This window comes from Arthrobacter sp. TWP1-1 (assembly GCF_049897845.1).
Classification (GTDB): domain Bacteria; phylum Actinomycetota; class Actinomycetes; order Actinomycetales; family Micrococcaceae; genus Specibacter.
In genome coordinates, this window is the sequence record NZ_JAFCXC010000006.1 from 179,991 (window position 1) to 198,506 (window position 18,516).

The window sequence follows — 18,516 nt, forward strand, 5'->3', positions numbered from 1 at the left end:
GATTGCCGGAATAGGAGACATCAGGCCGACGGCCAGCCTTGATCCACCGGAAATCCCGCCTCATAAAGATCGAGGTTAGACTGATAATCGTTCTCGGTTAAAGGCGCAATTGGGCAAGTTTATTTTGCCTAGAGCCTATAATTGTCCAATACATGAGCTCGCCCTATTTGAAATAAGGAACAAAATGAATAGGTATTTCCCGATTTCAATGGTATTGGCTACGGTTCTGGCGGTCAGCGCAATCGCAACGCTAACGGTTCCAGCAGCAACGGCGGTCAGCCCAAGTGTCTCAAATTTCACGCAGGAAGCACAGGCTTCGCCCGTTCAAGCAAACCCATATGGCACTATCGAGGAACAAGTGCAATATTTGTTCGAAGAAATAAATTCATATCGAATGGAAAACGGCCTCAAGCCCCTCGTCCTAAATCCTGCCATTTCGAAAGTAGCCCAAGATTGGACGAACAGCAGCGTCGCGAGTGGACGTTTTGCGCACAATCCTAACTTCTCAGTAGAAATCCCTAATACAGGCAGTGGGTGGTCCGGTGAAATTATTGGATACGCGCGAAGTTCCGAGGCTATTCTGTTCGGATGGCAAATGTCTGAACTTCACAATGATCAACTTTTAGATTTCAGGTTCACGGACATTGGTATTGGGTATGCCAAGCAGGATACGCAGCCGAAGGGGGAAGGCTATGGCTCGTATTACTCAACAATTAATTTTGGAGATTACTCAATGGTCACGCCTTCTCCTTCGCCGACACCCATACCTACGACCACACCGACTGACTCGGCCACGCCAACCCCCACCCCGTTCCAAGCCGCTCCCACGCCCGTAGTGTTCACGGACAAGGACGGCACGAAGAATGATACCTACGCGGTTCCTGCTACAGCTGGGGTTGACTATTTGATCGCGGACAAGGTTGTTGCGGCTGGTACTTATCCAGGCATGGGCACGGTGACGGTGACCGCGAGGGCGAAAACTGACTACGTTCTGGCCACCGGAACCGAAGCATCCTGGACCATAACGTTCAGCGCTACGGAAGCGCCGTATATGGCTCCTTCGGTTTCCCCGTTCAAGGACGTGTCCACAAGTCAGCCGTTCTACAAGGAGATGTCGTGGCTAGCGAACCAAGGAATTTCGACAGGCTGGGTAGGAGATAACGGAGCCAAGACCTATCGGCCTTGGACGCCCATTAACCGAGATGCCATGGCCGCATTCCTCTACCGCATGGCCGGGTCACCTGCGTTTGTGGCTCCTTCGGTTTCCCCGTTCCAGGACGTGTCCACAAGTCAGCCGTTCTACAAGGAGATGTCGTGGCTAGCGAACCAAGGAATTTCGACAGGCTGGGTAGGAGCTAACGGAGCCAAGAGCTATCGGCCTTGGACGCCCATTAACCGAGATGCCATGGCCGCATTCCTCTACCGCATGGACAGTGCGGGGGTCTGAAACCAGGCAGGCTTGGTCAACGGCAATCGTGTTCAGTTCCCGGCGCCACGGGACGTCGGTGATTCTCATTCTGCTATTTGGGCAAGTAGTCCAGCGGAGTTCGGGTTTGGCGAACAAAGTGTCTGTGATGATCTACCTGAATCTATTCGACGGATCTCATTGGAGGCATTGGGTGGGGACTGCGGCACAAGAAAATGTGCCGAGGAGCAATGCTCTGCAAATCCCGTTGCCGCCTCCCGGAAACTAATTTCTTCCACGCATAAAAGTGGCTACTTGGTCCTTTAAACGCGTAGGCCCCTCCCCGTGTATGAGGGGAGAGGCCTACGTGAGGTTGGAGATTAGTGCTTGCTTGCCGTGCGGCGGTTGCGCCACAGGGCCACGCCACCGAGCAGAATCAACAAGCCGCCGATGGGCAGTGATGGAGCTGCATCCAGGCCTGTCGCGGCCAGAGGCGCTGACTGGACTGCAGCACCAGCCGGCGTTAGTGCTGCCGGGGTTGTTACTGTCGGAATTACTGCCAGTGCTTTTCCTGCAGGTGTTGTCGCCGGGGGAGTTGTCACAACGGGGCACTCCACCTTGTCAAGGGTGACGGTGAGGCTCGCGGAACCGGATCCATCCGGTGTCCAACCTGCCGTCTCAGTCAGGACCGTGTTTTCCTGTGGGGTAGCGGTGACAACAACGTTGCCTCCGTTGGCGACCGCACCGGCAACGGTGTAGCCGATCCCTGTGGTGACGGCGAGAGTCAACGTGGGTACGGTGACTTTACCGTCGGTGCAGACAGCCTGAATAACGGCGGGAGCAACCGGGGTGGCCTCTACGACCGGTGGTGGGGTTTCGCAATGCACCGTGTCAAAGGCCACGGTGTAGGTGGCGGAACCGTCGTCCTGGAGGACCCAGCCATCGCCATCGGCCAGTTCCAAGTCAACGTCATCGCTTGGCGTTGCGGTGACCGTGGCGACTCCGCCCTGGGCGACTTCACCGGACAAGGTGTAGCTGATGTCGTCGCTGCTGTCTGGCAGGGACAAGGTGGGCGTGGTTGCCGTACCTGCATCGGTGCAGACGGACTGTTCTACCGTGGGTGCCACGGGCGGCACCTCGTCATTCTCGGGCAGCTCGCAGTCGTTCTCGAAAATAGCCTGGCCTTCGCTGGTCCAATTCTGACCTTCAGAGCTGTACCGGTTCGGTGGGAAAATATCGCCCCAGTCGCCGTCCTCATCCGTGTCCGGGAAGATCGGACCTATGTCGTCGACATGGCCCGAATTGAAGAACGTGTTGACGCTGGTTTCAAGATAAACGTAGGGATTCCAGTGAGAGGCCGTGCGGTGACAGAAGGCGATCTTCCTGGACCGTTCGACCTCTTCCGTTGCTGCCGCGACCTTTGCAACGGGTTCCTTTGCAGCGGGTTCTGCCGCAGATTCAACGGCCGGTGCTGCAATTGCGGGCAGCTCCACCGACGATGCTGCGGGGGCCTCCGGTGCTGCGGGCACGTCTGCCAGTGCTGCAGGTATGTCCGCGGGGGCCGGTGCCTCCGCTGGTGCGGGCACATCCGCAGGAACCGGGACGGGCAGTTCGGCGGGTACCACTACGGGTACTTCTGCTGGAGCCGGCACTTCTACTGCTACTTCCGCTGGCGCTTCGACGGGTACTTCGACCGGAGCGGGAGCATCGGCGGCCGGAACGTCAACGGGTGCTACATCCGGCAAAGTTTCAACTGCCGCATCCTGGATTGCGATCGCGGCCGCTTCGGGTACCTCTGATGTTGAGGCCATGGCGGGTCCGGCGGTGAGAGCGCCGAGGCTGGCCAGTCCCAAGGCAAAGATGGCTGACGTGGAGATTATCCTGATACGCATTGTGCGTAACTGCGTTGTTGGAGCGAATCTATTCGGTCCTGCTGTGTCTTTCATGGTTCCCCAGATCTTCAAAGACTTCTGCGATGAGCAAGGCTTAGTCGCAGCCTGAAACCTGCTGATCATCGATTCACTTAAGGTGGTTAGTGCTATTCCGGAGACAACAGTAGGGCGGTTCGAGTGCACACCCCCGGAGCCAACTGTTACGGAAAACTTCAGTTTCAATGAATCATGCTTATTCAGGTATGGAAATTGAAGACTACGGGTACTTACTTTCGCCAAATAGAGTGTTCACTACTTGTTTTACCGCATGTCACTACTTGTCGCTGCCCGTCATTACTCGTTTTAGTGAAATGATGGGCCATGCCGGCAAGCGTTATCGGGGAGAGTAAATAGTGGAAACTAAATATTGTGATGCAAGAAGTTTTATGGGACGCCAATAGGGGGCTGCCGGAGCAACCCCAAATTACCTAGTCCGTCGGCGCTAGAAGAACCAGACCAAGATCACGGCTACGACGACCGCTACTGCAAGAACGGCCATGAACACATAAATCCCGGTGCGCTTCTTCTCGTCGGATCTGCTGCGGGAGTACTTTCCACCCATGAGGGGTTATGACCTTCCTATTGCCCTGTAATGACTGTGAGCCTATGGGCTCCGGGGTGCGGTAAATAGAGTGGTCAACACTCGTCTTTTTGGCCAGTTCACGGAAGATACTCAGTACCAAGGCGGCGGCAAGCAGGGGAGTTAAACAAAAAAGGTGCCAGAATCCGCGCGGCAATTGCAGCGGATTCTGACACCAGTCAGCTAATGCTTAGTTGTGGGTGTTGAGCCATTCCTGAGCAAGTGTTGCCTGCAGGTTCAGGGCCCGGCCAATCACGGGCTCAGCTGCGGAGGCAATCTTGGCGCCGAGGAACGGCACGCCGGAGGAGACCTCGCCCGTCAGCGAGACCACTGTGGAAACGCCGTCGGCCGTCAGCTTCTGCTCAGCCGACACATCCACGGGAGCCTTGGCCACGGTGAGCTTGATGGAGTTGGTGCGGGAACCATCGGCCGCCGGAGCGCTCCAGGACTCATTCTGGGTAACGGTCAGCGAGTCGCCGACGAACTTCTGCACGATTTCCGGCATGCGCGTGGTGGGCAGCGTGCGCACCGTCTGGGTAGTGAAGGCCTCGGTGGTGGGACCGCTGATAGTGAACGACTTCAGCTCCCCGCCCACGGTTTCGCTAACGTGCTTGATGAAATCGGCATTGGTAAAGACGTCTGTCACGTTCTGGGCCGTGGCCGAAAGCGTTGTTGAGGCGGCAAGCGCCATGGTTCCTCCAAGATCGGGGGTGTGTTTGGGGCACCTCCTACGATACCTTGGCCACCCGCCACGAGTAAGCTGGATAACGTCCCGGGACCTCCTATGAAGTTTTGGGCTTTCGTGCTGTCCGGCACGGCAAAGAACGTACTTCAGCGGCGGCCACGATGCGCCTGCGTTGGGCAAAAAGTTGTTATGCAACAAGGAGAAACCACCCATGAGTCTTGCAGGGTTGCGAACCGCGCTCTCAGCCGATCCACTCTTCGCCCGTGTCCGCAGCTACGCGGGTGCCGACCCCGCCACGCGAAGTGCCGACATCGCTTTTAGTGCACCTGCCGGCATGCGAGCCGTTCTCCTTGCCGAAGTAGCCGACGGGTTAGCCGAGCGCGCCGCAGCCGCGGGCACCGGCGTCGTGCTTGCCGTCACGGCAACGGGCCGCGAAGCCGAAGACACAGTGGCCGCGCTGCGTTCCTACCTTCCCGAGGGTTCCGTGACTGAATTCCCGAGCTGGGAAACGCTGCCGCACGAACGCTTGTCCCCGCGTTCGGACACCGTGGGCCGCCGGCTTTCCGTGCTGCGCCGCCTGGCCCATCCCGAGCTCGACGCCGGAGAGCAGCTGCGCGTGATCGTGGCACCCATCCGCGCCGTGGTTCAGCCGCTCGTGGCGGGCTTGGGTGAGCTGGTTCCGGTGCGGGTAAAAGCGGGCGAGGAGATCCCCTTCGCCGAGCTCATCAAGAAATTGGCCGACGCCGCGTATTCCCGGGTCGACATGGTGACGCACCGCGGCGAGTTTGCCGTGCGTGGTGGCATCCTTGACGTCTTCTCACCGACGGACAACCACCCCGTCCGCATTGAATTCTTTGGCGACGAGGTTGAATCCCTGCGGTGGTTCAGCGTGGCCGATCAGCGCACGCTGACGAGCGTCAGAGACAACATCACGCACCCGACCGAACTCTATGCACCGCCGTGCCGGGAAATTCTCATCACCCCCACCGTCATGGGCCGTGCCGCCAAGCTCAAGGACAGCATGCCCGCCGCCGCGGCCATGCTGGAAAAGATTGCCGGCGGCATTGCCGTGGAGGGCATGGAGTCATTGGCTCCGGCGCTGGTGGATGGCATGGTGCCGCTGACCTCTCTGCTGCCCGCCAGTTCCATCACCGTGATTCTTGACCCCGAAAAGGTTAGTGCCAGGGCGCACGATCTTGAATCCACCAACGAGGAGTTCCTCGAGGCCGCCTGGTCCACCGCGTCCGACGGCGGCAGCGCACCTTTGGACCTGACCACCGTTGCAGGCAATGGAGTTGACCTCGCCGCCGCCGGTTTCAGGTCGCTGGCACAAACCCGCGAATCCACTCAGGGCCACGGCGTGAGCTGGTGGACCTTGAGTTCATTGGTCCAAGACGAGGAACTGGACCTCTCCAGCGATGTGCTGAACCTTGCCGCCCGCGAACCTCGCGGCTACCGCGGCGACGTGGCAGAAATGATGGAGTTCATCGGCGCCCGGGTCAAGGACCAATGGCGGGTTGTCGTCGCAACGCAGGGGCCCGGGCCGGCCCAGCGCTTGGCCGAGCTATTCCACGAAGCCAACATCCCGGCGTCGCGCGTTGACTCCTTGGATGCGGAACCCCAGCCGGGCATCATCGAGGTGACCACGGCCGACACCGGCCGCGGATTTGTCCTGGACTCCCTCAAGCTGGGACTGCTGACCGAGGCGGATCTGCTGGGGCGCGCCTCGGCCGTCTCGACCCGGGACATGCGCAAGATGCCCTCCAAGCGGCGCAACGCCGTCGACCCTCTCCAGCTGCAGGCCGGCGACCATGTGGTCCACGAACAGCACGGCGTGGGCAAGTTTGTTGAGCTCATCCAGCGAAAGGTGGCAGGGGCCGGCGTCGGCGGGGCAGCGGGTCTGCGCGAATACCTGGTGCTCGAGTACGCGCCGTCGAAGCGCGGCGCACCGGGTGACAAGCTGTTTGTCCCCACGGACCAGCTGGACCAGGTCACGGCCTATGTTGGCGGTGACGCGCCGGCGCTGTCCAAGATGGGCGGCTCGGACTGGGCGGCGACCAAGACGAAGGCGCGCAAGGCCGTCAAGGAGATTGCCGGCGAGCTGATCCGGCTGTACTCGGCGCGCATGGCATCCAAGGGCCATGCCTTTGGGCCGGATACTCCCTGGCAGGCTGAGCTGGAGGAGGCGTTCCCGTATGTTGAGACGCCTGACCAGCTGGTGGCCATCAACGAGGTCAAGGCGGACATGGAGAAAGAGGTCCCCATGGACCGCCTCATCTCCGGCGACGTGGGTTATGGCAAGACCGAGATTGCTGTCCGTGCAGCGTTCAAGGCCGTGCAGGACGGCAAGCAGGTGGCCATCTTGGTGCCGACCACGCTGCTGGCGCAGCAGCACTTCGAGACGTTCAACGAGCGCTTCTCCGGCTTCCCCGTGCGCGTCCGGCCGCTGTCGCGCTTCCAAACCGCCAAGGAGTCCAAGGAGATCGTTGAGGGTGTTCGCAACGGGACGGTTGACGTTGTCATTGGCACGCACCGCCTTTTGTCGAAGGATTTCACGTTCAAGGATCTGGGGCTGGTGATCGTTGATGAAGAGCAGCGCTTTGGTGTTGAACACAAGGAAGCGCTGAAGAAGATGCGCACCAATGTGGATGTGCTGGCCATGAGCGCCACGCCTATTCCGCGTACCTTGGAAATGTCCATGACAGGTATTCGTGAGACGTCCACGCTGGCTACTCCGCCCGAGGAGCGCCACCCCGTGCTGACGTACGTTGGCGCACACAGCGACAAGCAGGTGGGTGCGGCCATCCGCCGAGAGCTCATGCGCGAAGGCCAGGTCTTTTATGTGCACAACCGGGTTAAATCGATTGAGCGCACGGCAGCCCATATCCAGCAGCTGGTCCCGGACGCCCGCGTGGCCGTGGCCCACGGGCAGATGAGCGAGTCCCGGCTGGAGCAGATCATTGTTGACTTCTGGGAGAAGCGCTTTGATGTGCTGGTGTGCACCACCATCATCGAAACCGGACTCGATATTTCCAACGCGAACACGCTGATCGTGGAGCAGGCTAACAACTACGGTTTGTCCCAGCTGCACCAGTTGCGTGGCCGTGTGGGCCGTGGCCGTGAACGCGCCTACGCCTACTTCCTGTACCCGGCCGACAAGCCGCTGGGTGAGATTGCCCTGGAACGCCTAAAGGCTGTGGCTGCGCATAATGAGCTGGGTGCTGGTATGGCGCTGGCCATGAAGGACCTGGAGATTCGTGGCGCCGGAAACCTGCTCGGTGGCGAACAGTCCGGGCACATTCAAGGAGTGGGCTTCGACCTGTACATCCGACTGGTGGGCGAGGCTGTGGCCGATTTCCGTGGCGAGGGCGAAGAACGCGTTGCCGAGATGAAGATCGAGCTACCGGTCAATGCCCACCTGCCGCACGAATATGTGCCGGGGGAGCGGCTCCGACTGGAGGCCTACCGCAAGCTTGCCGCCGCCGTGAGTGTTGAAGGTATTAACGAGGTGGAGGAGGAACTCATCGATAGGTATGGTGAGTTGCCGCCGGCCGCCGTCAACCTTATTGCCGTTGCGCACTTCAAGGTCTTGGCCCGTACAGCCGGACTGTCCGATGTGGCGCTGCAGGGCAACTTCATCAAGTTTGCCCCGGCGGATCTTCCTGAATCCAAGGTCATGCGCCTGAACCGCATGTACCCCGGGTCAATGGTGAAGCCGGCGCTGAACTCGATCCTGATCCCTAAGCCCAAGACGGCGAGGATCGGTGGCCGCGACCTGGCCGACGCCGAGGTGCTCAAGTGGTCTCAGGGCGTCCTGGAGGCCATATTCGAGACGGTTCCGGCCACGTAGCTGCGTTTAGGCCCGCCCGTTGACGATCGATATGCGCTGAACTCGATGCGAGTTTGGCGCATGTTGTTCCTGGCGCCAGACTCACACTGAGTTCGGCGCATGGCGGAAGCGGCGGGTGGGCCGAACGCCGTCGGGCCCTAAATAACGGGTGTGAGAAAGTGCCTGCCGTGTAGTTAACTTATGCGCCGTCGTCGGGGGCGTGCCGTGCGCATAAGTGAAGTGGGCGCAGCAGCTCCGTCGGTATGCGCTGAACTCGATGTGAATTTGGCGCATGTTGTTCCTGGCGCCAGACTCACACTGAGTTCGGCGCATGGCGGAAGCGGCGGGCGGGCCGAACGCCGTCGGGCATTAAATAACGGGTTTGAGAAAGTGCCTGCCACGTAGCTCACTTATGCGCCGTCGTCGGGGGCGTGCCGTGCGCATAAGTTAAGCGGGCGCAGTAGTTCCGTCGGTATGCGCTGAACCCGATGCGAATTTGGCGCATGTTGTGCCTGGCGCCAGACTCACACTGAGTTCGGCGCATGGCAGAAGTGGGAGGCGGGCAGTTTTCGCGTGGACCGCAGCAGAGGCGCGGAGCCTCAGGAGGTTATGGTGATGAGGCGTTCCACAACGTGCTGGGAGGTCTCGGAAAGTGGCTGGCGGTTGGATCGTGCATAGGACCGCAGCAGGCCAAAGGCATCATCGATGCTGACATTCGCCGTATGCGCAATGACGCCCTTGGCTTGTTCAATCACGATTCTGCTGTTGAGAGCCCGCTGGAGCTGCTCGTTGACAATGGTGCTTTCCCGCAAAGCACGCTCTTGCAACAAGCTGATGGTAGCAACGTCAGCAAATGCCTGGGCGATGGCGGCATCCTCGGTGCTGAGTGCCCCCGTCGCGTGGCGGAAGAGGTTCAAGGCGCCGATGGTGGTACCGCGCAACCTCATCGGGACGGCATGAACCGAGGCAAAACCTTGGGAAAGCGCCGCTGACTGAAAGAGCGGCCAAGGGGAACCGTCGGTGGCGATGTCATTGATCGCGACTACGGCGCCGGTGCGGAAACAGTCAACGCACGGACCAACACCAGCCTCCAGCTGGAGCACCTCAACGAGTTGGCTCTTCTCGCTGGTGGAAGCCATGACCTGAAGGTCACCTGCCGGATCAACTAACAGGAGCCCAGCAGCAGCCGCATCGAGTAGTCCCACCGACTCATCGACAAGGGTATGCAGCAGGTCGACGACATCGTAGTCGGCCACCAAGGTATCCGCAATCTTCACGAAAGCGGCACTCACGCGCCGGGCGCGGCTTAAGATCGCCATAGCCAAATTCTACTCCACGGAAGTGCTGACATCGTCCCCCCTAGGCCGTGTGAAGTCCAGTTTCCTGCTGACCACATCACGGGCGACATCGCGCACCGAGCGGCCCTGAGAAAAAGCGTGGGCGCGCAACAACAGCAACGCATCCGTGGCCGAGGTGCCGGCCTGAGCAAGGACCATCCCTGTCGCCTGATGGACTTCTCTTCGCGACAGTGGAGACTTCTCCCGGTCCTTGCCCTCTGAGGGTTCACCGGCACCGGAGGTGTCACTGGGGTCGACCGTCAAAATGTGCCGCAACAACTGCCACGCCGCGGCATCGGAGAGTTGCAGCGCCAAGGAATGATCAGCCGGGCTGAGGGAGCCGGGAGTTGAACTGTACAGTTCAATGACCCCAACGTCCATGGCCCCGAGCTGCAGGGGAAACACGAAGATGGCCTCGACGTCGTAGGCCAAAACAGCCTTGGCAAAGACAGGCCAAGCCGAGTGCGCGTGTGTTTTCACATTCGGGAGCATGACCGGCCGGCGGGTTTGCAATGCTTCCCAGCGGGGACCCTCGCCCAAATCGAACTGCAGTTCGTCGATCCGGGCGGACGTGTCGTTGCTGGCGCAGATCGTGGTCTCCGGGGCATGCCCGGGAAAAGCCGATACCGAGATGCCGGAGATGGGCAGCTGAGCGAGAAAATTAGCGCACAGCTCTGCTCCGAAACGCTTGAATCCCTCGGGCAACAGATCAACCACGGAGTGTTTTCATCCCTAGCGACGGGTAATCACCCTTGAAGGGAGCAGGGGTCACGGCCAGCGATGCAACATCTGGACAGGCAGTGAGAGACACAGCGCCGCGCCTCCTTGGACTTTGTCAGAGTGCTTTAAACGTACTATGAACGAGCTCGTGTTCCTACAGCTTATGCCTGTTCGGCCCAGTAGCAGCGCCAGGGATGTCCGTAGCAGGCGACGTAGCAGCGCCGTAGCTGCAAGTTAGGTCCAGGCGCACCGATTTCCTTGAGTTTGGTGGGGTACACTGAGGCAAACGTCCCAGACCCCGACGCGATCTCAAATAGCGCAATCAAAGCGAAAGAGTAGCTATGTCGGGCCTAAGATTGCACAAAATTCGGCCACCACTGTCGGCCGGGGTAGATCTGAGCATGGATGGCGGGTTGTCATGACACCGTCAAAGAGACGTGGGAAAACCGCCCAAGGCGTACAGCCTTTTGATGCCAACAAGCTTATCCACGACCTCGAGACCTTGGCTGCGCCAGGGACAACCATCGATGGGCCCGGATACCTTGTGTCCAGCGTTCTGGCGGATCAACAGGAACAGTTGGCGCAGGAACTCCTTGGGCTTGTTGTGGAGCTCAGGAACAAACTCGAGCTCTATCTGGACTTTCAAACCTCAAGTTCGACTGACGACACGGTGAAACTTGAAACCGAGGCCGCTGTTGAATGGATGGGCCAGACCATTGAGGATCTCGTAGCCACCATTGTGGGCCTCGAATCCACGTCCTGGGAATCCGCAGATCCCGTGGCGTCCTGAAACGTTCGGGTGGGTTCGGCGCAAGGCGAGTTGCCCGCCGTCGGGCATTAAAAAAGTGGGCCTCGGCTTACTCGACCAGAAACGGTCAAGTAAGCCGAGGCTCACTGTTCAGCTATTTACTCGCCAGCGGAGTTTGAGCGGCCCAGGATCGTCAACGGGACCCAGAATGAGAGGGCGCACAGGCCGAGGCCGACTCCGGCGGGCACGAAGGCATGGGCAAAGCTCTCAAGGCTCCAGAACGACATAGCGAAGATGCCGCCGAGGAACAGGGCGAAGAAGATGACGAACAAAACGATGGACTGCGCACGGCTGTTCTCGCCACGGTAACTGCTGCTGGACATGGTTCCTCCTGGCCCCAAAAGTGGGGGAGCTAAGCTGGTGCACCGAAAACGGCGCGATGATCTGTACTCGATCTTAGTACGGATTAGTAGGCGCTTGTGGCTGTTCCGCCGGCAACGATGGCAATGCCGCCGCTGGTGCCGATGCGGGTTGCCCCGGCTGCAATCATTTCCAGCGCCTGCTCACGCGAACGGACTCCGCCTGAAGCCTTTACCCCGATGTCCGGGCCTACGGTTTGGCGCATAAGTGCGACGTCGGACGCGGTGGCACCGCCGCCGTTGAAGCCCGTGGACGTCTTGACGAAATCGGCGCCAGCCTCAACGGCTGCTTCACATGCGAGGACCTTCTCGGCGTCGCTGAGCAGCGAAGTTTCAATGATGACCTTCAGCAAGGAATCCTCGCCATGAACTACCTCGGCAACGGCTGAAATGTCCGAGACCAGGGCGTCCCGGTCCAGCGCGCGGGCGGAGGCGATGTTGATGACCATGTCGATCTCATCGGCACCGTCCATGGTGGCCCCGCGAGCCTCGAAGACCTTGACGTCGGTGTTGTGGGTGCCCAGCGGGAAGCCCACAACGGTGCAGGTCAGAACGCCCGATCCCAGCAGCGCCTTCTTGGCCGTCTCAACCCAGATGGGGTTGACGCAGACGGACTTGAAATGATGTTCGGCGGCTTCCTTGCACAACTTCAGGATGTCTTCCCGGCTGGCCGCAGGTGCCAGGAGCGTGTGGTCAATGTAGCGGGCCAAATCTTCAGTGCCGGTGGGCTCTGATGCGGCGTTGGTGGTCATGAGGGTACCTTCCTGCGTACGACTAGTTACACCTATGGTGCCATATTTGCTGGTTTTATATCCGGGGCGGGCGGAGCCGGTAGCCGCGCTTGAGTACAGTTTCCACGATGGTGGGATCGGGAAGCGCGGCCCGCAGCCGGCTGATGGTCATGTGCAGCGCGTGGTCCGCGTCGCCAACACCCATCGCGGTCAACAGTTCGGCGTGGGAGCGGATGGTGCCGCCAGCCTCCATGAGTGCCTTCAAAAGCTGCAGTGGTGCAGGTGCCAGCGCTAAGGGAATCCCGTCAACGCTCAGCGACTGCCCGCGAATTTCCAGGACCGATCCGCCACTCTGAACCCGCAGCGCACCGGTGTTTTCTAGGTACTCGCACACGAGCCTGATCAAGGCGCCCATGCGGAAGCGCTCGGGAATTAGCGGGGTGATGCCGGCATGTACCAGCGGAGCAGCTGTGACAGGTCCGACGGCGGCGCTCACCACCGAGCCCAGGCCCTCGCCGCTGGGGCTCCGGTCATCGCGACGCAGGGCGTGGCGGAATTCGGCGCCACGTCCCAAGGCATCGGCTGTGCTCAGCACGGCGTCGACGGCGGGGGCGCTCGTGAACGTGAGTACGTCGATCTCCCGGTTGATGACAGCCTCGATCAGCTGCGGCAGTTTGTCCCCGTCCTCGGCATTGACCCAGCGGTATGGGGTGACGGTCAGGACGGTGGCCCCGGCTTGGCGCAAACGTTCCAGCGCAGCAACATCTGTATAGCCATGAACCTGGACGGCAACGGTCTTGCCTTCTACCCCGGCATCGATGACCAGATCCGTGAGTGTGGCGGTGGTTTCATCGGAGCTGATGCCGTCATCGTCCAGCCCGGCGGCCCGGACGGCGCCGCGAGCCTTGGGCCCACGAACATAGATGGATGATGTGGCCAAGGTGGCCAACAGGTCCTCGCCCTGACCGGCGGCATCGGCCGCCTCAATCCAGCGACGCATGCCGTACGCCGTCGTCACCATGACAATGTCAGGAGCGGCTGTGATCACTGCGGCCGTCTCGGTGCGCAGCGCCTCATCATCCTCAACCGGGGCAATTTTTAGGGCCGGAGCGTGCATCACCGTGGCGCCCTTGCGTTCCAGCGCCTCGATCAAATCGCCGGCGCGACGATGGGCGGTGACACCGATCCGGAAACCGCGCAGCGGCTGGGCTAGCTGCCCCGTTGATGCAGGCGGGGTAGAGGGGTGTTGGGGCGTCTCGCTCATGTGTTCCTTAAAGCTGCCGGCAAACCGGGATTGGAGAGGAAGTCTTGGTAATGGTACCGAAGCTCCCATTTATTGCGCGGTATGTGCCGGAGACGTGGACATGTTTGGAGCCGGCCGGCCGGAGCGGGATACAGTGAAAGCATTGCCAACGGCCGGGCGATCCGCGTCCTGCCGCAAGCGGGGGAGTTAGTTTGAGCGTTCAGCCTGCTCTGGGGCCGCGGCTCCGGACCAAACCACGCAACGCGGCTCTGGACGGGATCCGGGGCCTGGCCATCAGCGCTGTGATTGCATCCCATTTTGTCCCGGCATTTCTCCCGGGCGGGTTCAAAGGTGGTGCGTACGGCGTTCTCATCTTCTTTGTTCTCAGCGGATACCTCATCACCACATTGCTCCTCAAGGAACACGATGCCTCGGGGCGGATCGACATCAAGGCCTTCTATGCCCGGCGCGCTTTGCGGCTCCTGCCGGCGCTGTACGTTTTTCTGCTCGTGGCCCTTGTTCTGACATTCGTTTTCGGCACGCAACTCCGTATGGATTCCGGGGGTGCCGTGGTGGGGGCTGTGCTGGCGTTCTTCTATGTTTTCAATTGGGTGGATTTCGCCGGACTTCACATTCCGCATTCGATGACTCCGCTCTGGACCTTGTCCGTGGAAGAACAGTTCTACCTTGTGTGGCCGCTGGCACTGACCCTCATGCTGGGGATCCCCGTCCTGAAGCGGCACCTGCAAGGAATTGTGCTGGGTGCTGTGCTGCTCTTTACCGGGCTAGGAATCCTGACGTTCCTGATGTTCGGCCTGATGTCCTATTACCGGACATGGACGTGGATAGCCCCGCTTCTCCTTGGCGTGTCATTGGCCATTGCCCAACGCCGCACTCAGGGCCGGTTCGGTGCCGAACTTGCCCGTTTCTCACCCATAGCATGGTGTCTGCTCCTTCTTGTGGCGTTCTATCCGCCCACACTGGACAGCGTGGTGACCCATGCGGTGACAGTCCCGCTCCTGAGTGTGGCCGCCTGCGCCATCATCGCCCGAAGCACGGAAAGCGGGTCTGCTGAAAGCCAGCGCGCAGTGTCCACGCGCGTGCTGGGCTCGTCACTGCTGGTCTATCTAGGCAGGCGTTCCTATGGGCTTTACCTGTGGAACCTGATCGCTCTTGAAACGTTGGAACACTTTATCGAGAATCCCGCCATGCTGATCTTCTGCGCGCTTGCGGTCACCTTTGCCGTTGCAGAGGCGTCCTACCGTTGGGTCGAGATGCCTGCACTGCGTCTCAAGCATAGATTCGAGCGGGTGCAGTTGGGCTAGGACTGGGTCCGCTCACGCTGATTGCAAATTGGCATCCACGAGGAAGTTCGGGACGGCCAAGCCGTGCTCGCCGGCCAGGTTCACAACATCCCCGATGACAATGACAGCGGGATTGCGGCAAGAGGACGACGCGTCAACTATGGTACCCAGCGTAGCGATAGTGGTGCGCTGCGCATGGCTAAAACCATTCTCGACAACCGCCACGGGCGTAACATTTGCCAATCCGGCCAAACGGAGGCCCGCAACGAGTGAGGGCAGGGTGCCGATGCCCATGAGCACCACGATGGTGCCGCCCAGGCCCGCCAGATGCTGGTATTCATGGGTGGCCAACGGAGCATGCCCGGAGACAACGGTGAAAAGATGGCTGACGTTGCGGTGCGTGACCGGGATGCCGGCGGCGCCCGGCACGGAGATGGCGCTGGAGATCCCAGGGACCACCGTGACACCGATTCCGGCGGCCACGGCTCCGGCCATTTCTTCCCCACCACGGCCAAAGACGAACGGATCCCCGCCCTTGAGCCGCACAACATGCAGGCCGGACTTGGCGCCGTCGATCATCCGGGCGGTGATTTCTTCCTGCGGGACCTTGTGATGTCCCGGTGTCTTTCCGACGTCAACAAAGGTGGCGCGTGGTGCCAATTCGGCCAGGTCCTCCGTGGGGCCAAGCCGGTCAAAGTAGACCACGTCGGCGGCGGCAAGTGCCCTGACCGCGCGTAGCGTGAGGAGATCGGCCGGGCCGGGGCCGCCGCCTACCAGGGTGATGTGACCGGTGCGTCGTTTACGGGGCATGAGCTTCACCTTTTAGAGTGTGTGCGCGTCGGCGCTACGGACGGGGATGTGGGTGGCGATCAGGACCGGGCCGGTCTTTTCAGATTCGGTGGCCGGACGGATCTGGCCGCGTTCGGGGACGAACACGATCGAATCGTCAGACTCTTCCGGGGCGTTGACGAAGGAACGGAAACGGCGGAGGCGCTCGGGATCGGCAAGGGTTGCCGCCCATTCGTCCTCGTAATTGCCAACGTGCGTGTTCATGGCCGCTTCCAAATCTGCGGCGATGCCGAGTGAATCGTTGACGACAACATCGACAACGTGAGCGAGTCCGCCGTCGAGCTCTTCCTGCCAGCGAGCCGTGCGCTGCAGCCTGTCAGCGGTGCGGATGTAGTACATGAGGTAGCGGTCGATGTAGCTGATGAGCGTGTCATCGTCGAGGTCCTTGGCCAGCAGCTGGGCGTGCGCCGGGGTGGCACCGCCGTTGCCGCCCACGTAGACGTTCCAGCCGTCTGCCGTGGCGATGACGCCCACGTCCTTGCCGCGCGCCTCGGCGCATTCGCGGGCGCAACCGGACACGCCGAGCTTGAACTTGTGCGGGCTGCGCAGGCCGCGGTACCGCAGTTCCAGCTTGATGGCCATGGCCACGGAGTCCTGGACACCGTAGCGGCACCAGGATGATCCGACACAGGATTTCACGGTACGTAGCGACTTTCCGTACGCCTGCCCTGATTCCATGCCGGCGTCGATGAGGATCTTCCAGATTTCCGGGAGTTGTTCCAGCCGGGCGCCGAAGAGGTCGATCCGCTGCCCGCCGGTGATCTTCGTGTACAGGTTGTAGTCCTGCGCCACCTTGGCGATCACGGCCAGCTTGTCAGGGGTGATCTCGCCGCCCGGGATGCGGGGGACCACAGAGTAGGTGCCGTCCTTTTGCATGTTGGCCAGCGCGCGGTCATTCGTATCCTGCAAGGTGCCGCGGCCCTCATCCAGGACGTAGGCGCTGTTTTGGCTGGCCAGGATGTTGGCAACCGTGGGCTTGCAAATATCGCAGCCGCGCCCGGCCTTGGCCGTCTCGTCGACGCCGAAGCGGGCCAGGATGTCGGGGAAACTTGTCAGTTCCAGTGCGCGTACTGCTTCGAAGAGCTCGCGACGGGACATCTCAAAGTGTTCACACAAGGCCTTGGAAACTTCAATGCCGGACTTGGCCAGCTCGCCCTCCATGAGCTTCTTGAGAAGCGGCACGCAGGATCCGCACTGGGTTCCGGCCCGGGTGCAGGCCTTCAGTCCGGGCAGGTCCTGAACGGGTTCGGCGCCATCGCAGCTGCCGCAACCGTTGACGGCGTCGCGGACGCTGCCGGCAGAGACGTTGTTGCAGGAACACAGGATGGCGTCGTCGGGAAGTTCGACGACGGGAGCGTCACCACCTCCGGCTGCCGAAAGGAAAGCTCCGGGTTCGGCCGGCAATTCGCGGCCAAGGAGAGGACGCAAGCTGGTGTACGGACTGGCGTCGCCAACGAAGATGCCGCCGAGGAGGATTTTTGCATCGGGGCTCGTGACGATCTTCTGGTAGACGCCGCGGGCAGGATCGGCATAGACAACTTCGAGGCTGTCTGCCGTGCGGGCGAACGCGTCGCCGAAGCTTGCCACGTCGACGCCGGAAAGCTTGAGCTTGGTTGCTGTGTCGAAGCCGGGGAACGTTGCACTTCCGCCGTGGAGCCTATCGGCAACGATCTCAGCCATGGTGTTCGCCGGAGCCACAAGGCCGAGGCACATGCCGTCGAAGTTGGCCACTTCACCAATGGCCCACACGCCAGGAACCGTGGTGGCGCAGCCGTCGGTGATGACAAGGCCACCGCGTGCGCCCAGCTCGAAGCCATGGTGAGCCACGCCGTCGCTGTCCCTAGCCAATTCATCGCGGGGACGCACACCAACGGAGACCACCACGAGGTCTGCCGCAACCACGGAGTCGTCGGCCATCAGGACCCCGGTGACCTGGCCGGCGTCGTCCGTCTGGACAGCGGAAGGATACTGGCCGATGGAGGCGGTCATGCCCTTGGCGGCGACAAGACGGCCTAGGGCCTGGCCGGCGCCCTCATCGAGCTGGGCGTTCATGAGCCAGCGACCGCCGTTGATGACCACAGATTCGGCGCCGAGCTTGATGAGTCCGGCGGCGGCTTCCAGGCCGAGCAGACCGCCACCAATCACGGCCGTCTTGACCGTGCGTCCGAGTTTCTCGGTCAGGGCCGTGACCTGCTGGTTGAGGGTCCACACATCCTCAAGCGTGCGGTAAACGTGGGTGTGCTCGGCACCCGGAATGCTCAGGCGGGTGGCGTCGGAGCCAGTTGCCAGGACCAGTTCGTCATACGGGTAGTGGGTCAGCTCGCCGTCATTCATGGTCTGGACGGTGCCAGTGGCCGGATCGATGCTGGCCACTTCGGCGCCGCGAACAAGGGTGACCGAGGGGTGCTCCCACATCGAAAGATCGCCGAGCGTCAGATCGACGTCGGTGTCCGTGAGTGCCTGGCTCAACGCAACCCGGTCATAGGGGTGGTGGATTTCCTCGGTCAACACCGTGACGTGCCAGTTGGCCAAGCCGCGGGAGTGCATGGCCTCGACAAAACGATGGGCGGCGGGCCCTCCGCCGACCACCACAATTCGGCGGAACCCGGTGGCGGAGTCCGGGGAAACCTGGTCCGGGAGGTTCTGCTCGTTTTGCTGTGTCATGTCTATGGCCTTTCACTTCGGGGCCCGGTGCTCGCGGCCTCATGGTGTGGGCTGTGCTAGGCCCTGATGGG

General features: G+C 61.1%; 13 protein-coding genes. 4 read left to right on the forward strand and 9 right to left on the reverse strand.

Translation table 11 applies throughout. The features are described 5' to 3' along the window. Window positions 1-184: 184 nt before the first annotated feature. Window positions 185-1,447: a CAP domain-containing protein gene (locus ACP7B9_RS12570; protein ID WP_425863840.1), complete on the forward strand. Its 1,263-nt coding sequence runs from the start codon at window positions 185-187 to the stop codon at window positions 1,445-1,447. Between the two features lie 338 nt (window positions 1,448-1,785). Here ACP7B9_RS12570 and ACP7B9_RS12575 read toward each other — a convergent pair whose 3' ends face one another. Then, window positions 1,786-3,297, reverse strand: coding sequence for a hypothetical protein (locus ACP7B9_RS12575; RefSeq protein WP_425863842.1), 1,512 nt, complete (start codon window positions 3,295-3,297; stop codon window positions 1,786-1,788). 809 nt (window positions 3,298-4,106) lie between these two features. Next, window positions 4,107-4,607, reverse strand: coding sequence for a DUF2505 domain-containing protein (locus ACP7B9_RS12580; RefSeq protein WP_425863844.1), 501 nt, complete (start codon window positions 4,605-4,607; stop codon window positions 4,107-4,109). Between the two features lie 205 nt (window positions 4,608-4,812). Here ACP7B9_RS12580 and mfd point away from each other — a divergent pair, with 205 nt between their 5' ends. Next, entirely contained in the window at window positions 4,813-8,451 is a 3,639-nt protein-coding gene (gene mfd / locus ACP7B9_RS12585; RefSeq protein WP_425863846.1) for a transcription-repair coupling factor, read from the forward strand. Between the two features lie 578 nt (window positions 8,452-9,029). Here the strand turns inward: mfd and ACP7B9_RS12590 are convergent. Together ACP7B9_RS12590 and ACP7B9_RS12595 are read right to left on the reverse strand one after the other, a co-directional pair. Beyond that, window positions 9,030-9,749, reverse strand: a complete 720-nt coding sequence (locus ACP7B9_RS12590; protein ID WP_425863847.1) for a GAF and ANTAR domain-containing protein — start codon at window positions 9,747-9,749, stop codon at window positions 9,030-9,032. 9 nt (window positions 9,750-9,758) lie between these two features. Then, the gene (locus ACP7B9_RS12595; RefSeq protein ID WP_425863848.1) at window positions 9,759-10,484 is read right to left on the reverse strand and encodes a GAF and ANTAR domain-containing protein; all 726 of its coding nucleotides are present in this window, start codon (window positions 10,482-10,484) and stop codon (window positions 9,759-9,761) included. A gap of 421 nt (window positions 10,485-10,905) precedes the next feature. Here ACP7B9_RS12595 and ACP7B9_RS12600 point away from each other — a divergent pair, with 421 nt between their 5' ends. Next, window positions 10,906-11,277 (forward strand): hypothetical protein, encoded by a 372-nt coding sequence (locus ACP7B9_RS12600; RefSeq protein ID WP_425863850.1) that lies wholly within the window; start codon window positions 10,906-10,908, stop codon window positions 11,275-11,277. A gap of 116 nt (window positions 11,278-11,393) precedes the next feature. Here the strand turns inward: ACP7B9_RS12600 and ACP7B9_RS12605 are convergent, their stop codons facing one another. The 3 genes from ACP7B9_RS12605 to ACP7B9_RS12615 form a co-directional block, all read right to left on the reverse strand. Next, window positions 11,394-11,618, reverse strand: a complete 225-nt coding sequence (locus ACP7B9_RS12605) for a hypothetical protein (protein ID WP_425863852.1) — start codon at window positions 11,616-11,618, stop codon at window positions 11,394-11,396. An 83-nt stretch (window positions 11,619-11,701) separates the two neighbouring features. Further along, window positions 11,702-12,406, reverse strand: a complete 705-nt coding sequence (deoC, locus tag ACP7B9_RS12610) for a deoxyribose-phosphate aldolase (RefSeq protein ID WP_425863854.1) — start codon at window positions 12,404-12,406, stop codon at window positions 11,702-11,704. 55 nt (window positions 12,407-12,461) lie between these two features. Beyond that, window positions 12,462-13,649, reverse strand: a complete 1,188-nt coding sequence (locus tag ACP7B9_RS12615) for a uroporphyrinogen-III synthase (RefSeq protein ID WP_425863855.1) — start codon at window positions 13,647-13,649, stop codon at window positions 12,462-12,464. A 191-nt stretch (window positions 13,650-13,840) separates the two neighbouring features. Here ACP7B9_RS12615 and ACP7B9_RS12620 point away from each other — a divergent pair, with 191 nt between their 5' ends. Further along, complete coding sequence (locus ACP7B9_RS12620) at window positions 13,841-14,953, forward strand: acyltransferase family protein (protein ID WP_425863856.1); 1,113 nt, start codon at window positions 13,841-13,843, stop codon at window positions 14,951-14,953. A 12-nt stretch (window positions 14,954-14,965) separates the two neighbouring features. On the opposite strand, the gene cobA is transcribed toward ACP7B9_RS12620, so the two are convergent. Continuing rightward, window positions 14,966-15,742 carry a uroporphyrinogen-III C-methyltransferase gene (gene cobA, locus ACP7B9_RS12625; RefSeq protein ID WP_425863858.1) on the reverse strand — a complete coding sequence of 259 codons (777 nt, stop codon included), beginning with the start codon at window positions 15,740-15,742 and terminating at the stop codon, window positions 14,966-14,968. Between the two features lie 12 nt (window positions 15,743-15,754). Continuing rightward, a complete protein-coding gene (gene nirB / locus ACP7B9_RS12630; protein WP_425863881.1) occupies window positions 15,755-18,328 on the reverse strand; it encodes a nitrite reductase large subunit NirB in 2,574 nt (857 codons plus the stop codon). Window positions 18,329-18,516 lie beyond the last annotated feature (188 nt).

Excerpts from the sequence above, each read along its gene's own strand:
- ACP7B9_RS12570 (WP_425863840.1), top strand. The coding sequence starts at position 185 with ATGAATAGGTATTTCCCGATTTCAATGGTATTGGCTACGGTTCTGGCG.
- ACP7B9_RS12575 (WP_425863842.1), bottom strand. The coding sequence starts at position 3,297 with ATGCGTATCAGGATAATCTCCACGTCAGCCATCTTTGCCTTGGGACTG.
- ACP7B9_RS12580 (WP_425863844.1), bottom strand. The coding sequence starts at position 4,607 with ATGGCGCTTGCCGCCTCAACAACGCTTTCGGCCACGGCCCAGAACGTG.
- mfd (WP_425863846.1), top strand. The coding sequence starts at position 4,813 with ATGAGTCTTGCAGGGTTGCGAACCGCGCTCTCAGCCGATCCACTCTTC.
- ACP7B9_RS12590 (WP_425863847.1), bottom strand. The coding sequence starts at position 9,749 with ATGGCGATCTTAAGCCGCGCCCGGCGCGTGAGTGCCGCTTTCGTGAAG.
- ACP7B9_RS12600 (WP_425863850.1), top strand. The coding sequence starts at position 10,906 with ATGACACCGTCAAAGAGACGTGGGAAAACCGCCCAAGGCGTACAGCCT.
- ACP7B9_RS12605 (WP_425863852.1), bottom strand. The coding sequence starts at position 11,618 with ATGTCCAGCAGCAGTTACCGTGGCGAGAACAGCCGTGCGCAGTCCATC.
- deoC (WP_425863854.1), bottom strand. The coding sequence starts at position 12,406 with ATGACCACCAACGCCGCATCAGAGCCCACCGGCACTGAAGATTTGGCC.
- ACP7B9_RS12615 (WP_425863855.1), bottom strand. The coding sequence starts at position 13,649 with ATGAGCGAGACGCCCCAACACCCCTCTACCCCGCCTGCATCAACGGGG.
- cobA (WP_425863858.1), bottom strand. The coding sequence starts at position 15,742 with ATGCCCCGTAAACGACGCACCGGTCACATCACCCTGGTAGGCGGCGGC.
- nirB (WP_425863881.1), bottom strand. The coding sequence starts at position 18,328 with ATGCACTCCCGCGGCTTGGCCAACTGGCACGTCACGGTGTTGACCGAG.